The organism is Streptomyces sclerotialus (assembly GCF_040907265.1).
Classification (GTDB): domain Bacteria; phylum Actinomycetota; class Actinomycetes; order Streptomycetales; family Streptomycetaceae; genus Streptomyces; species Streptomyces sclerotialus.
The window spans coordinates 6,229,373-6,243,097 of record NZ_JBFOHP010000002.1 but is presented as its reverse complement, the minus strand read 5'-3'; the positions used below and the strand labels follow the sequence as shown (position 1 = coordinate 6,243,097).

Here is a 13,725-nt window from a genome sequence, read left to right as displayed (position 1 = left end):
GGGTGAGAGTCGACCTCCGCCACGCCGCGGCCCTGTGCGTGGCCCTCAGCCTCTGCGCCCTGCTCGTCGTGCCCGGGAACTTCCCCGGGCTCACCGGTGACGCGCGCCTGACCCTCGCCGTCTTCGCGCTGGCGGCCTGCGCCTGGATCGGCACGCCGATCGACGACACGTACATCGCCCTCGGCGCCGGTCTCGCGCTCACGGCGACCGGGGTGATCAGCAGCGAGACGCTGTTCGGCACCCTGGGCGACGCCACGGTGTGGCTGCTCATCTGCGCCTTCGTGCTCGCCGCCGCCGTGACGCGCACCGGGCTCGCGGGGCGGGCCGCGGCCTTCCTGGTCAGCGGGGCGCGCAGCGTCCGCCAGTTGACCCATCTGACGACCGCGGCCCTGGTGGTCACGGCCTTCGCGGTGCCGGCCACCTCGGGCCGCGCCGCGCTCGCGCTGCCGGTGTTCCTGGCGCTCGCCAAGGTGCTCGCCGGCCGCAGGCGCCTGGTCGTCATGCTCGCGCTGCTCTTCCCCACCGTGATCCTGCTCTCCGCGGTGGCGACCCTGATCGGCGCCGGCGCGCACCTGATCACCGTGTCGGTGCTGTGGGAGGCGACCGGTGAGCGCATCGGCTTCACCCGGTGGCTGCTGCTCGGCCTGCCGCTCGCCGTCGCCTCGTCCCATCTGGCCGCGGAGGCCGTGCTGCTGACGACGACCCGGCGGGCCGACCGCCGCGGCCCCGTGCGGATCACCGCCGAGCAGATCCAGGAGCACAGCGACAAGCCGGTCACCGGCCCGCTCAGCACCGACGAGACCCGCTGCGCGCTGCTGCTCGGCACGGTGGTCGCCCTGTGGTGCAGCGAGCCGCTGCACCAGGTGCCGCCCGCGGTGGTGGCCCTGACCGGCGCGGTCGTCGCGGCCTCCCCGGCCCTGGGCACGGTACGCCTGAAGGACGCGCTGAAGTCCGTGCCCTGGTCGCTGCTGCTGTTCATGGCCGCGACGATGGCGATGGGCGTCGCGCTCGCCGACTCCGGCGCCGCCCGGTGGCTGGTATCCGGCCTGCCCGTCGCGGTACCGCCCGGCCTCTTCCTGGCCGCCGTGGTCGTCCTCAGTACGGCCGCCCATCTGGTCCTGCAGTCCCGCTCGGCCCGCTCCTCGGTCCTCGTGCCGCTCGTCGTGGCCGCCGCCGTGGGTGCCGGGGTCAATCCGGTGGCCGCGGCGCTCGCGTCGACCGCGGCGGCCGGGTTCTGCCACACCCTGCCCGCCTCCGCGAAGCCGGTCGCACTGTTCGCCGAGATTCCCGGGGCGCCCACCTACACCCCGCGTGACCTGCTGCGGCTGTCGGCCGTACTGGCCCCGCTGACCGCAGCGCTGGTCCTGCTGTTCGCCCTCGCGGTGTGGCCACTGCTCGGCGTACCGCTCCTCGACTCCCCAGCCGCTCCCTGAGCCCGGCCCTTCCGGAAGGAACACCGTCATGCTGACCCGATTCGCCGTCGCCCCCAGCGGTTTCAAGGAGTCGCTCTCCGCCCAGGACGCGGCGAGGGCCATCGCCGCCGGTGTACGCCGGGTGGTCCCCGGGGCCGAGGTCGACCTGATCCCGCTGGTGGACGGCGGTGAGGGCACGGCCGCCGCGCTGGCCGCCGCGACCGGCGGGCGGCTGGTGTCCCGGCCCGCGACCGGCCCGGTCGGCGAGCCCGTCGGCACCCACTTCGCGCTGCTGGACTCCGGCACGGCCGTCGTCGAGATGGCCGCCGTCGCCGGGCTCTCCCTGGTGCCGCACGGGCGCCGCGACCCGGGAGCCACCACCACGTACGGCGTGGGCGAACTGATCCGCGCCGCCCTCGACACGGGCGTACGCCGCATCCTCATCGGCTGCGGCGACTCCGGCACGTCCGACGGCGGCGCCGGCGCGCTCCAGGCCCTCGGCGCCCGGCTGCTCACCGCGAAGGGGTACGAACTGCCGCCCGGCGGGCGCGAACTGGGCCGGCTCGACCGGATCGACCCGGCGCTCCTGGATGCCCGCCTCAAGGACGTCGAGCTGGTCGTCGCGTGCAATCCCTTCAACGTCCTGTGCGGCGAGCGCGGTGTCGCCCGCGTCTTCGGCCCGCAGAAGGGCGCGACGCCGCGGCAGGTGGCGGAGCTCTCGGCCGCCCTGGAACGCTGGGCGTACGTCCTGGGGCGCGATCTGTCCTGCGGCACCGACCTCCGGCTCGGCCCGGGGACCGGCGCGTCCGGCGGCCTGGGCGCGGGGCTCGCGGCCCTCGGCGCCCGGCTGCTCCCCCGCTTCGACGTCCTCCTCGACCACCTGGACCTGGACGCCCGGCTGGCCCGCGCCGACCTGGTGGTCACCGCCGAGGGCGCGCTCGACCACCAGACGCCGCGCGGCAAGGTGCCGGCCGAGGTGGCCCGGCGCGCCAAGCGGTTCGGACGCCCGGTCCTGGCGCTCGCGGGCACCATCGGCGAGGGCGCGCACCAGGTCGAGGCCGTGGGCGTGGACGCGTACAGCTCGATCCTGCCGGCCCCCGTGTCGCTGCACGAAGCGCTCGGCAGAGGCGCCGAGTTCCTCACGGACGCGACCGAGCGGGCCCTCCGGATGGTGCTGCTCGGGGCCCGGCTGGCCGCGTGACCGGTACGGGAGCCCCGGACCGGTTTCCGCGGAAGGACAAGAACCCCGGTCTCCGTGCGGGGAGACCGGGGTTCGTCGCGAGCGCTGGGCAGGCCTTGCACCTGCATTTCCCCGCAGGAAGCGGAGCGTCTTTCCTTGGACCACCAACGCCGGGCCGTGCGCCGGGTTTCCGGCGGCGAGCTCAAGATCGACTGTACCCCACGGCGGCGGCCTTCCGCATCTCCGGCTGTGCCACCAGCGCCCGGCGGACGAAGTCGATCAGGAGTTCCCGCAGCACGGAGACCGTCATCCGCGGCGCTCCGGTGCGGACCTGGACCGCGACGCCGTCGGTGAAGGCGGTCAGCCGGAGCGCGACGCCCTCCAGGTCGACGTCGGAGCGGAAGACGCCCTGCCGCCGGCCGCGCAGCACGATGCGGAGCACGGCGTCCTGCCGGCGAGCGCAGAACTCCTCGTGCGCGGCGCGGAGTTCCAGGCGCACCACCGCCTCGGCCCAGTACCGGGCCCGCAGCCGGGGCTGCCGCGGACGGTCCAGGTCTCCGCCGCGGTGTACCTGCCGGCCTGCCGGTCGCTGGGCCTGACGGCGGAGCGCGCGGCGGTGGCCGCGGCGGACGCGGGGCGGAAGGACGGCGGGGCGGCCGCCGCGGGCGGGGTACCGGTCAGCGGTACAGCTCCCGCGCGATGATCGTCCGCTGCACCTCCGTGGCGCCCTCGTAGATGCGCGGCGCGCGCACCTCCCGGTAGAGGTGTTCGAGAAGGTGGCCGCGGCGCAGCGCGCGGGCACCGTGGACCTGTACGGCGGCGTCGACGGCCTCCTGGGCGGTCTCGGTGGCGAGCAGCTTGGCCATGGCGGCGCGCTTGGCGATGCCGGGCGCGTCCGCGTCGTAGGCCGCGGCCGCCGCGTACACCAGCAGCCGGGCCGCCTCGACGCGGGTCGCGAGGTCGGCGAGGCGGTGCGAGACGGACTGCAGGTCCTTCAGCGGTCCGCCGAACGCGGTGCGGGTGGCGGCGTGTTCGAGTGCGGCGTCCAGCGCCGCCTGGGCCATGCCGACGGCGAAGGCGCCGACGCTGGGCCGGAAGAGGTTCAGGGTGCGCATCGCGACACCGAAGCCGCGGCCCGGCTCGCCCAGGACGTCGGCGCGGGTCACGGGCACGCCGTCGAAGACCAGGGTGCCGATGGGGTGCGGGCTGAGCATCTCCAGGTGCTCACCGCTCAGTCCGGGCCGGTCGGCGGGGACGAGGAAGGCGGTGACGCCGCGGGCTCCCGGCACCTCGCCGGTGCGCGCGAACACGGTGGCGAAGTCCGCCTCGGGCGCGTTGGAGATCCAGCACTTCTCGCCGGTGAGCCGCCAGCCGTCGCGCCCGCTGGTGCGGTCCGGCTCGGCGGCCAGGGTGAGCGCCGCCGCGTCGGAGCCCGCGCCGGGCTCGCTCAGCGCGAAGGCCGCGACGGCGCGCCCGGCGGTGACCTCCGGCAGCCAGCGCGCCCGCTGCTCCCCGGTGCCGGACTGGAGTACCGGGTACGCGCCCAGCCCCTGGAGGGCCAGCGCGGTCTCCGCCTCCGTGCACTCCTGTGCCAGCGACTCCCGCAGCAGGCAGAGGTCCAGGGCGCGGACGGTGCCGCCGGCGGGGAAGAGGCGGCGCAGCAGGCCCAGCTCGCCGAGCGCGGCCACGAGGGGGCGGTTGACCCTGCCCGGCTCGCCCTTCTCGGCGAGCGGGCGCAGATGCGCGGCGGTCAGGGCCCGGAGTTCGGCGCACCAGGCCACGTCCTCGGGGTCGAGCGCGAATGCGGTCACGGGGCGACTCCCTCAACACGGTCTGCTTTATCGCGGTCTGTTGACTGCCGTCACGAACACGTTACGCTGACGAGGCGTCCGTACGGCAGCCCCCGGCGGCCCCGGACACCACGGCCGAGCGTCACGAGGGGGCGCATGCGTCATGGATCTCCAGCCATCGGCCCACGCCGACACCTTCGCCCGCGACCACCTCCCGCCACCCGGTCAGTGGCCCGTGCTGACCGATGCGGGCTACCCGCCCCGGCTCAACTGCGGCACCGAGCTGCTGGACGGCTCACTGCACCGGTTCGGCGCCGGACGGCCCGCCGTACGCCACGGCGACGGCACGGTCTGGACGTACGGAGAACTGCGCGTACGCGTCAACCGCCTCGCCCACGTCCTCAGCGACGACCTCGGGGTACGGCCCGGTGAACGGGTCCTGCTGCGCGGCCCCACCTCACCGGAGCTGGCCGCCTGCTGGCTGGCGGTCATGAAGGCGGGCGCGATCGCCGTGACCGTGCCGGCCGCGCAGCGCGCCCACGAACTGGCCGTCATCTGCGACCTGGCACGGATACGCCACGCGGTGTGCGACGTCCGGTCGGTGGACGACCTCACCAAGGCGGAGGTGCCCGGCCTCACGGTCACCGCGTACGGCGGCGAGGCGCCCGAGGACCTGCTGCGCCGGGCCGCCGGCAAGCCCGCCGACTACCCCGCGGTGGACACCGCGGCCGACGACGTCGCGCTGATCGCCTTCACCTCCGGCACCACGGGGCGCCCCAAGGGCTGTATGCACTTCCACCGGGACGTGCTCGCCATCGCCGACACCTTCTCGGCACACGTCCTGCGCCCCGAGCCCGACGACGTCTTCGCCGGCACCCCGCCGCTGGGCTTCACCTTCGGCCTCGGCGGGCTGGTGGTCTTCCCGCTGCGGGCCGGAGCCTGCACGCTGCTCACCGAGGCGGGCGGCCCCCGCGGACTCCTGCAGCACATCGCGGCGCACCGCGTCTCCGTCCTGTTCACCGCGCCCACCGCCTACCGCGCGATGCTGTCCGACCTGGCCGGACACGACGTCACCTCGCTGCGCCGCTGCGTCTCCGCCGGCGAGAACCTGCCCGCCGCGACCTGGCACGCCTGGCACGCCGCGACCGGACTGCGGCTCATCAACGGCATCGGCGCGACGGAGCTGCTGCACATCTTCCTCTCGGCCGCCGACGAGGAGGCCCGTCCGGGGACGACCGGGGTGCCGGTGCCGGGGTACGAGGCGCGGGTGGTGGACGCGGCGGGCGCTCCCGTACCGGACGGCGAACCGGGGCTGCTGGCCGTGCGCGGCCCGACCGGCTGCCGCTACCTCGCCGACCCGCGCCAGCTGGAGTACGTACGGCACGGCTGGAACGTCACCGGCGACACCTACGTGCGCGAACCGGACGGCTACTACCGCTATGTCGCCCGCGCCGACGACATGATCATCTCGGCCGGGTACAACATCGCGGGACCCGAGGTGGAGGAGGCGCTGCTGCGGCATCCGGCGGTGGCCGAGGCCGCCGTGGTGGGCCGTCCCGACACGGAGCGCGGCCAGGTCGTCGTCGCCCACGTGGTGCTCGCCGCCGGCCTCCCCCGTACGGACGAAACCGTCCTGGCCCTGCGGGAGTTCACCAAGGCCGAGATCGCCCCGTACAAGTGCCCGCGCGAGATCGTCTTCCACGACGCGCTCCCCCGCACCCCGACCGGCAAACTCCAGCGCTTCCGGCTCCGCGCGTCCCTCTAGAGTGACGACGTGAGTGATCCGCAGCCGCAGCGCACCCCACGGTCCCTGATCGTCAGTTTCTACGGCGCGTACGGACGCGACGCGAAGGGCGAGCCGCTGGGTCCGGTGCCGGTGGCCGCGCTCATCACGCTGCTGGGCGAGGTGGGCGTGGACCCGCCGTCGGTGCGCTCGGCCGTGTCCCGGCTGAAGCGCCGCGGGCTGCTGGTGCCCGCGCGCACAGCGGCGGGCGCGGCGGGGTACGCGCTGTCGGCGGACGCGCGTGAGCTGCTGGCCGACGGTGACCGGCGGATCTACGGACGGCCGACGCCCCGCGCGGGCGACGGCTGGGTGCTCGCGGTGTTCTCCGTCCCCGAGGAGGAGCGGCACAAGCGGCACCTGCTGCGCTCCCGGCTGGCCCGGCTCGGCTTCGGCACCGCGGCGCCCGGCGTGTGGATCGCCCCGGGGCACCTCTACGAGGAGACCCGGCACGTCCTGCGGCGCCTGCAACTCGATCCGTACGTCGACCTCTTCACCGGCGCGCACGCCGGGTTCGCGCCGACGGCGGAGGCGGTGGCGCGCTGGTGGGACCTGCCCGCGCTCGCCGCCCGGCACCGTGCGTTCCTCGACGCGCAGGAGCCGGTGCTCGGACGCTGGAGCCGCCGGCGCAATACGGAGCCCAGGACGGCGTACCGCGACTACCTGATGGCCCTGGACGCCTGGCGGCTGCTGCCGTACGCCGATCCGGGCCTGCCCGCCACCCTGCTGCCGGACGACTGGCCTGGTGGCCGTGGTGCGACGGTCTTCGGCCGTCTGCACCGGAGACTGCACGCGGCGGGCGCGGAGTTCGTCAGCGAGGTACTGGGCGAACGGAGCACGCCGGGCGCCCGGTGAGCACAGCACCTCCCGCCGATGGCCTTCCCACCGATGGCGCTTCCCACCGATGACGGTTTCCGCATGACGTTTCCCGCCGCGCGATGTGACGCGGCCCATCCCGAACGCCCTACGTCCCCGAGGAGTTGCCGTGCAGCGTTCCCAGACCCCGGCCGTCACCGAGTTCCCCGTGGCGGACGAGAAGGCCGGCCCTTACGGCATCGCGGCGGGCCCCGACGGCGCCCTGTGGCTCACCCTCGTCCACAGCGGCCGCATCGCGCGCCTCGGCCGCGACGGCGAACTCCGGGAATTCCCCCTGGACCCGTCCACGTGCGGCCCCACGGTCATCACGCCGGGACCCGACGGGGCCCTGTGGTTCAGCCGGTTCCAGGACCACCGGATCGGCCGGATCACGGTCGACGGCGAACGGACGGCCTACCCCACGCCGACACCGGACAGCGGCCCCTACGGCATCACCGCCGGCCCGGACGGCGCGGTGTGGTTCACGCAGCTCCAGGCCGACCGCATCGGCCGCGTCACCGGCGACGGCGAGATCACCGAATTCCCCCTGCCCACCGAGGGCGGCTGCCCTTCGGCGATCACCGCGGGCCCGGACGGGGCCCTCTGGTTCACGCTCAACCAGGCGAACGCGATCGGCCGCAGCACCGTGGACGGCGACGTCACCCTGTACCCGCTGCCGACTCCCGGCGCCGCGCCGGTGGGCATCGCCGGTGACGGCACCGCCCTGTGGTTCGTCGAGATCGGGGCGGGACAGATCGGCAGGATCTCGGTGGACGGCCGGATCGAGGAGTTCCCGCTCCCCGATCGCACGGCCGGACCGCACGCCGTGGTCGCGGCCTCCGCCGGGGAGTGCTGGTTCACCGAATGGCGGGCGAACCGCGTCGGTCACCTCACCGCGAACGGCGGGATCACCGAGATCACCGAGTACGCGCTGCCGTCGCCGTCCTCCGAACCGCACGGCATCACCGTGGGTCCCGACGGCGCTCTCTGGGTGGCGCTGGAAACGGGGTCGGTCGCGCGGGTGGCTCTGTAGGACGCGGGGGCTCTGTAGGACGCGGGTGTTCTGTGACTCTGCAGGACTCTGTGGGGCAGGACGCGGTGCGGGGCCGGCGGGCCGGCTTCCGCATGGGGGGTCCGGCGTGCCTCGGGGCGGGGGAACGGCCGCGGGTGGCGGCGCGTCCCGCCATGGGGCACGTCGTGCGGAGCAGTCGTCGTGGCGGGCGTCGGGCGCCCCGGACGGCGTACGGGCGGTCTACGGGCCGCGTCTTCCGGTCGCGCGGGACCGCAGCGGGTGCCTCCTGGGCGCCGGTACGGCAGCGGGGCGAGGGACACCGGCGGAGCGGGACAGGCATCCCGTCCGGCGGCGGGAGCGCGGTACCGAGGAGCGCGCTCCGTGCGAGGCGCGCGTCAGCGCATCCGGGGGTAGCCCGCGGCCATCTCGACCGGGCGGGGGCGGGAGGCGGCCACCGCGGCGACCACGTCACGGAAGGAGCTGCACATCCGGGTACCGGCCACCGCGGCCAGCTCCCCGAAGCGGCCCACGCCGTAGGTGACGGCGATCGGGGCCATATGGGCGGTCACGGCCATGCGCATGTCGCCGACGGTGTCCCCCACGTACGCGCTCTCGCGCGGCGAGACACCGAGCTGCGCGACGGCGCGCAGCGCCATCTCCGGGTGCGGCTTGCCGCGCCGCACCATGTCGTGGCAGATGACCGGGCCGACCAGGTCGCGGATGCCCATCACGTCCAGCAGCGCCTCGGCGCTGCGCGAGACCTTGGACGTGGCGACGGCCAGTTCTATGCCGTGCGCGCGCAGCGCCGACAGGCCCGAGGAGACGCCGGGGAACAGCAGGCGCGGCCCCTCGCGGAGCACTTCATGGGCGAACAGTTCGCGATAGCGACCCATCGCGGTGAGCACCGCCTCGTCCGTCTCGGGACGGCCGAGCAGCTGGCCGAACGCGGCGGGGGCGGGCTTGCCGACCGCGGCGGCGGCCTGCCGGGGCGTCACCCGGCGGCCCTGCTCCGCGACCACCTTGGACAGCAGCCGGCCGATGGCGGGCAGCGTGTCGGCGAGGGTGCCGTCCAGGTCGAAAACGACAGCCCGGATCGGGACCGTGCCGGCGCCGCGCTGCGCCCCCCCGAGACCTTCGCCGACGTCCGCTGAATCGCGCATTGCTCGATACCTTTCCGATGCGTTGACGGGCCGGCCGGGGTCCAGGACTCCCACCGGCCATGCGGGTTGAAAACGATGGCATGTGTGAAGAGTGGAACGGTTCCGTCGGTGCGCAACGCCGCGGGGGCCTGGCGGGGAAGCGTCCTAACGGGGTTTCATGGAGGCAACGCGTCCCGTTGCTCGCCTTTGCAGATTTAAAAACCGCCTGCGCTGTTTGTCAATGCGCTGAGCCACACCTCACACACAACCCGTACACGGCCGCAACGCCTGGGACGCCCGGGACGAGCCACTGTCACGTGCGTCACAGGTCATGGATCACAGGGGTGCGGCTTCGGCCAACGGTTCTTCCGGGGCGCGGCCGGTTACGGCACCGGATCACGCCAAGCCGTTGCAAAGTTGAAACCGCATGGTTGGTTTTCTCTATAGTCTTTGACCATCGAACCACCCAGCCGTCGGCCCCAGCGGCCGCCGGACCACCGGCTCCGCCACCACCTGAGCCGGACGAGAGACAGGACGGACACAGTGCCCACGCAGCACCGCGCGATCCAGAGCCGCCAGGCGCTCATCCGCTCGGCCGCCCAGAGCTTCATCGACAAGGGCGTCTCCGCGTCCGGCATGGTCGACATCAGCCGGCGCGCAAGACTCAGCAAAGGCGCCCTCTACTTCCATTTCGAGTCCAAGGAAGAGCTGACCCTCGCCGTACGGGACGAGGCGCTCGGCGCGCTGCGGGAGCTGGAGGAGCAGCTGCTGCGCACCCCCGACCCGGTGCTGAGCGCGTCCCGGGAGTTCGCCGTGGCCCTGCTGGAGCGGGTGGACCGGGACGTCGTCGTCCGGGCCGGGCTCCAGATACGTCCGGAGACCGACCCCGAGCCCAGCGGCGCCCTGCTGCATCGCCGGTGGTGCGCGCTCTTCCTGGAGAAGGCCGCTGCCGACCGCTCCGCGGCGCGGCTGCCCCCGGAGACCGACCCGCAGCGCCTCGCGCGGGCGCTGACCACGATGCTGGTGGGACTGCTGGAGCTCGGCCACGCGGACCGGACGTGGTGGAGCCGGGAGGCGGTGACGGACCTGTGGCGGCAGCTGGTGCCGGCCTCCCGCGCGGTGCCCGCCGGGCGCGCATTACGTGCCAGCGCCCCGGGCGGACCGCGGGCCGCCGCCGTACCGCAGCCCGCCCTGCGCGGCGCCGGGGTGCGCGACACCGCCGGCTTCGCCGCGCGCCGTATGCCGCCGCGCTGAGGCGGCGCCGCGGCGAGCCGCGGCACCCGCGTACTCCCCCGGCACCCGCTGCCGGCCGTCCGCTTACGGACGCGGCGGTCGTCGGGCCGACGGCCGCCGCGTCCGGGTGCGGGCGGGAACCCTGTCAGGGCGGGCCCCGCCGGCTGCCGCGCGGCCCGCCCCCCGGCGGGCCGCACGGAGTTCACAGTTCGACCAGCACCGCTCCGGTATGGCGGCCCTGGACGAGTTCACGCAGCGCCTCCGGGGCCTGGTCCAGGCCGCGCAGCCGGCTGTGCGCGAAGATCAGCGTGCCGTCGCGCAGGCCGCGCCCGAACTCCTCGGTCCACTCCTGCACCAGCGCCGGATGGTCGCGTACCGAGAAGCCGCGCAGCGAGACCCGCCGGGAGACCACCAGGCCGGCGTCCAGCTCGACCGGCGCCGTCAGCCCGTCGCCGCCCTCCCCCAGCTGCGCCGACAGCGCGCCCACGAGCGCGAACCTGGCCCCGGTACGGGCCGATTCGAGCGCCGCCGCCAGCTGCTCACCGGCCACGGTGTCCAGCAGTACGTCGATGCCGTTGGGCGCCGCGCGGCGCAGCTGCTCACCGACCGGCCCGGCGCCGCGGAGCACCACCTCGTCGTAGCCCAGCTCCTTCACCAGGTACTCGGCCTTGTGCGCGGAGCCGGTGGAGCCGATGACCCGGCGCGCCCCCAGGCGCCGGGCTATCTGGCCCGCGATGCTGCCGACGCCGCCGGCGGCACCCGTGATGAACACGGTGTCACCGGGGCGGACCTGCGCGACGTGCACGAGGGCGCCCCAGGCGGTGGCGCCCTGCGAGAGGTGGGCCGCCGGGTCGGGCAGCGCCTCGGGGTCGATCCGGCGCGCCCGCGCGGCGTCCACCAGGGCGTACTCCCGCCAGCCGTAGTCGTGCCGGACGAGGTCGCCGGGCGCGAAGCCGCCGCCGGGCGCCTCGACGACCTCGCCGATCGCCGCGCCCCACAGCGCCCGGCCGGGCACGAACGACGGAATGGGCAGGTCGGCCGAGCCCATCATCGTGCGCATCACCGCGGTGACGGCCATGACCCGGTTACGTACCAGTACCGTGCCCGGGACCGGCACCGGGAGCGGCGCGTCGGCCACCGTGAAGTGGTCCGGGGCGAGGGCGCCGTCGGCGCGGGCGGCGAGGCGGACCTCGCGGTGGGTTGCGGGGTGGACGGGCGCGGCCATGGGGGGAGGCTCCTGGGGGTAGGGGGCTGCCGGGGTGCACAAGTCCCGTACGCACGCGCCGCGTCGGGGCTCGACGGCCGACCGAGGGTGACCGGTACGACCGGAACGAAGCTTTCCCAAATCTCCACGACAGATCAATACCGTCTGGTTGGATTATTGTTTGCGCCGTCAATAGAATTCGGCCAGATCCGCCGAAGGCGGACCCCAGTCAGGAGCGAACACGCGGAGGACGGCCGGTGGCCAAACAGGAACGGGCAGTGCGCACTCGACAGGCCGTCCTCGTGGCGGCGGCCGAGGTCATCGGCGAGCGCGGGTACGAGGCGGCCACCATCGCGGAGATCATCCAGCGGGCCAAGGTCACCAAGGGCGCGCTGTACTTCCACTTCCCGTCGAAGGACGCACTGGCCCGCGCGGTGATCGCGGAGCAGACCGAGATGCTGGTCCCGCAGCCGAGCGAGTCGCGGGTGCAGGACGCCATCGACTTCAGCCACCGGGTCGCCGAGGCGCTGCGCACCGATCCGGTCCTGCAGGCCGGCACCCGGATCGCCATCGAGACCACCTTCAACTCCGAGCCGTTGGTGCCGTACCAGGACTGGATCACCATCGCGACCGGCATGTTCACCGAGGCGCGCGACCGGGGCGAGCTGCTGCCCGCGGTGAATCCCGCGAAGGCCGCGGAGTTCTTCGTCTCGGCGTACATGGGCGTGCAGCTCTTCTCGCTGGCCGCCAGCAACCGGGACGACCTGCACGAGCGGATCGTCCAGCTGTGGCGGCACATCCTCCCCGGCCTGGCGTCGCCGGGCGCGATGAGCCACCTGGACCCCAACGGCCGCCTGGCGCGCGAAGCCGCCTGATCACGCCCGTCACCTGCGCTCGGTGGCCCTCCGGCCCACCCCTCCCGCCATGCACTCCGGCCGATTTCCACCCGGCCGGAAAGGACCATCGAGTCGTATCCCTTCCGTCACACGTAACACTTCTACCCAAAGATTCACTCTGAAGCACTAGAAAACAAACCATCCGGTTTGTATCTTGGGCGCGTCGACGCACGTCCACCGGCGCAGAGTACGGGCGCGGCCAGCGCCCGCCAGGGAGGGAAAACCCATGACCGTCGCTCTGACCGTGCCGCCTTCGGCGCCCGACCGCGGTACGGGACCGACCGGCCGGGACCCCGGCCTCACCTCGCTGCGACGGCTGACCACGACGGTGCCCCGGGAGTACGTGCACCGCAGCGCGATCACCGAGGTCTTCCTCACCGACTGGCGCAGCAGCGGCCCGGACAGCTGGACCGTCACCGCCCAATGGCCGCGCGCCCACTCCTTCTACGGGCCCGCGCACGGCATGCACGACCCGGTGATGCTGGCGGAGACCGTCCGCCAGAGCGCCATCCTGCTCAGCCACGTCGGGCACGGCGTGCCGCTCGGCCATCCGGCGATCTGGGGCCGCCTGCGGTACTCCGTCTCGCCCGCGGCGCTGACCCTCAACAGCACCCCCGCCGACCTCGAACTGCACGTCAGCGACCACGACATCGTCCGAAGAGGCCGCCGGCTGTCCACGATGCGGCAGGTCTTCCGCATCCTCCGGGACGGCCGGGACCTGGGCAGCGTCGAGGGCACCCTCAGCTGCCACACCCCCGCGGTGTACCGGCGGCTGCGCGGCGCGCACGCCGACCTCGAACGCGCCCTCGCCACACAGCTCCCGCTGCCCGAGGCCGTCGACCCGGCGCTGGTCGGCCGGGACCGGGCCACGGACGTGGTGCTCGCCCCCTCGGCCGGGGAGAACCGCTGGCAGCTGCGGGTCGACACCTCCCACCCGGTGCTCTTCGACCACCCCGTGGACCACGCCCCCGGCATGCTGATGATCGAGGCCGCCCGGCAGGCCGCGTACGCCACCATGGGCACCGCCCCGTCGATCGCCGCCGCGATGGACTGCTCCTTCGTCCGCTACGCCGAGCTGGACGCCCCGTGCTGGATACGGGCCGAGGCCGCCCGGCACGACTACGCCGGCCTGCCCCGCGTCGCGGTGACCGCGGAACAGAACGACCGCCCTGTTTTCACCGCCATGGTGACCTGCGCGCCCGTCGGCTGAACGGCCGCCCGCCA

The 13,725-nt window shown here is 74.3% G+C and carries 12 protein-coding genes; 8 read left to right on the top strand and 4 right to left on the bottom strand.

The genetic code is table 11. The features are described 5' to 3' along the window. Positions 1-2: 2 nt before the first annotated feature. Both AAC944_RS27580 and AAC944_RS27575 read left to right on the top strand, forming a co-directional pair. Entirely contained in the window at positions 3-1,433 is a 1,431-nt protein-coding gene (locus AAC944_RS27580) for an SLC13 family permease (RefSeq protein WP_030622504.1), read from the top strand. 28 nt (positions 1,434-1,461) lie between these two features. Continuing rightward, entirely contained in the window at positions 1,462-2,613 is a 1,152-nt protein-coding gene (locus tag AAC944_RS27575; protein WP_030622509.1) for a glycerate kinase family protein, read from the top strand. Between the two features lie 181 nt (positions 2,614-2,794). Here the strand turns inward: AAC944_RS27575 and AAC944_RS27570 are convergent, their stop codons facing one another. Both AAC944_RS27570 and AAC944_RS27565 read right to left on the bottom strand, forming a co-directional pair. Further along, a complete protein-coding gene (locus tag AAC944_RS27570) occupies positions 2,795-3,145 on the bottom strand; it encodes a TetR family transcriptional regulator C-terminal domain-containing protein (RefSeq protein WP_107054243.1) in 351 nt (116 codons plus the stop codon). Positions 3,146-3,269: 124 nt separating this feature from the next. Further along, positions 3,270-4,403, bottom strand: coding sequence for an acyl-CoA dehydrogenase family protein (locus AAC944_RS27565; protein WP_030622513.1), 1,134 nt, complete (start codon positions 4,401-4,403; stop codon positions 3,270-3,272). A gap of 142 nt (positions 4,404-4,545) precedes the next feature. Between AAC944_RS27565 and AAC944_RS27560 the strand changes: the two genes are divergently transcribed. From AAC944_RS27560 to AAC944_RS27550, 3 genes are all read left to right on the top strand, one after another. Then, positions 4,546-6,147 carry an AMP-binding protein gene (locus AAC944_RS27560; protein WP_030622515.1) on the top strand — a complete coding sequence of 534 codons (1,602 nt, stop codon included), beginning with the start codon at positions 4,546-4,548 and terminating at the stop codon, positions 6,145-6,147. A 9-nt stretch (positions 6,148-6,156) separates the two neighbouring features. Then, positions 6,157-7,017, top strand: a complete 861-nt coding sequence (locus AAC944_RS27555; protein ID WP_030622518.1) for a PaaX family transcriptional regulator — start codon at positions 6,157-6,159, stop codon at positions 7,015-7,017. Between the two features lie 130 nt (positions 7,018-7,147). Next, positions 7,148-8,050: a Vgb family protein gene (locus AAC944_RS27550; protein ID WP_030622521.1), complete on the top strand. Its 903-nt coding sequence runs from the start codon at positions 7,148-7,150 to the stop codon at positions 8,048-8,050. Positions 8,051-8,424: 374 nt separating this feature from the next. Here AAC944_RS27550 and AAC944_RS27545 read toward each other — a convergent pair whose 3' ends face one another. Then, on the bottom strand, positions 8,425-9,189 hold the full coding sequence (locus AAC944_RS27545) for an HAD family hydrolase (RefSeq protein ID WP_030622522.1): 765 nt from the start codon (positions 9,187-9,189) through the stop codon (positions 8,425-8,427). A gap of 522 nt (positions 9,190-9,711) precedes the next feature. Between AAC944_RS27545 and AAC944_RS27540 the strand changes: the two genes are divergently transcribed. Then, positions 9,712-10,422 (top strand): TetR family transcriptional regulator, encoded by a 711-nt coding sequence (locus tag AAC944_RS27540; protein WP_051872298.1) that lies wholly within the window; start codon positions 9,712-9,714, stop codon positions 10,420-10,422. 181 nt (positions 10,423-10,603) lie between these two features. Here AAC944_RS27540 and AAC944_RS27535 read toward each other — a convergent pair whose 3' ends face one another. Next, positions 10,604-11,626, bottom strand: coding sequence for an MDR family NADP-dependent oxidoreductase (locus AAC944_RS27535; RefSeq protein ID WP_030622526.1), 1,023 nt, complete (start codon positions 11,624-11,626; stop codon positions 10,604-10,606). Positions 11,627-11,883: 257 nt separating this feature from the next. On the opposite strand from AAC944_RS27535, the gene AAC944_RS27530 reads away from it, so the two are divergent. Together AAC944_RS27530 and AAC944_RS27525 are read left to right on the top strand one after the other, a co-directional pair. Next, positions 11,884-12,480 (top strand): ScbR family autoregulator-binding transcription factor, encoded by a 597-nt coding sequence (locus tag AAC944_RS27530; RefSeq protein WP_368396468.1) that lies wholly within the window; start codon positions 11,884-11,886, stop codon positions 12,478-12,480. A gap of 247 nt (positions 12,481-12,727) precedes the next feature. Beyond that, positions 12,728-13,711, top strand: a complete 984-nt coding sequence (locus AAC944_RS27525; protein WP_078888901.1) for a ScbA/BarX family gamma-butyrolactone biosynthesis protein — start codon at positions 12,728-12,730, stop codon at positions 13,709-13,711. The last annotated feature ends 14 nt before the right edge of the window (positions 13,712-13,725 follow it).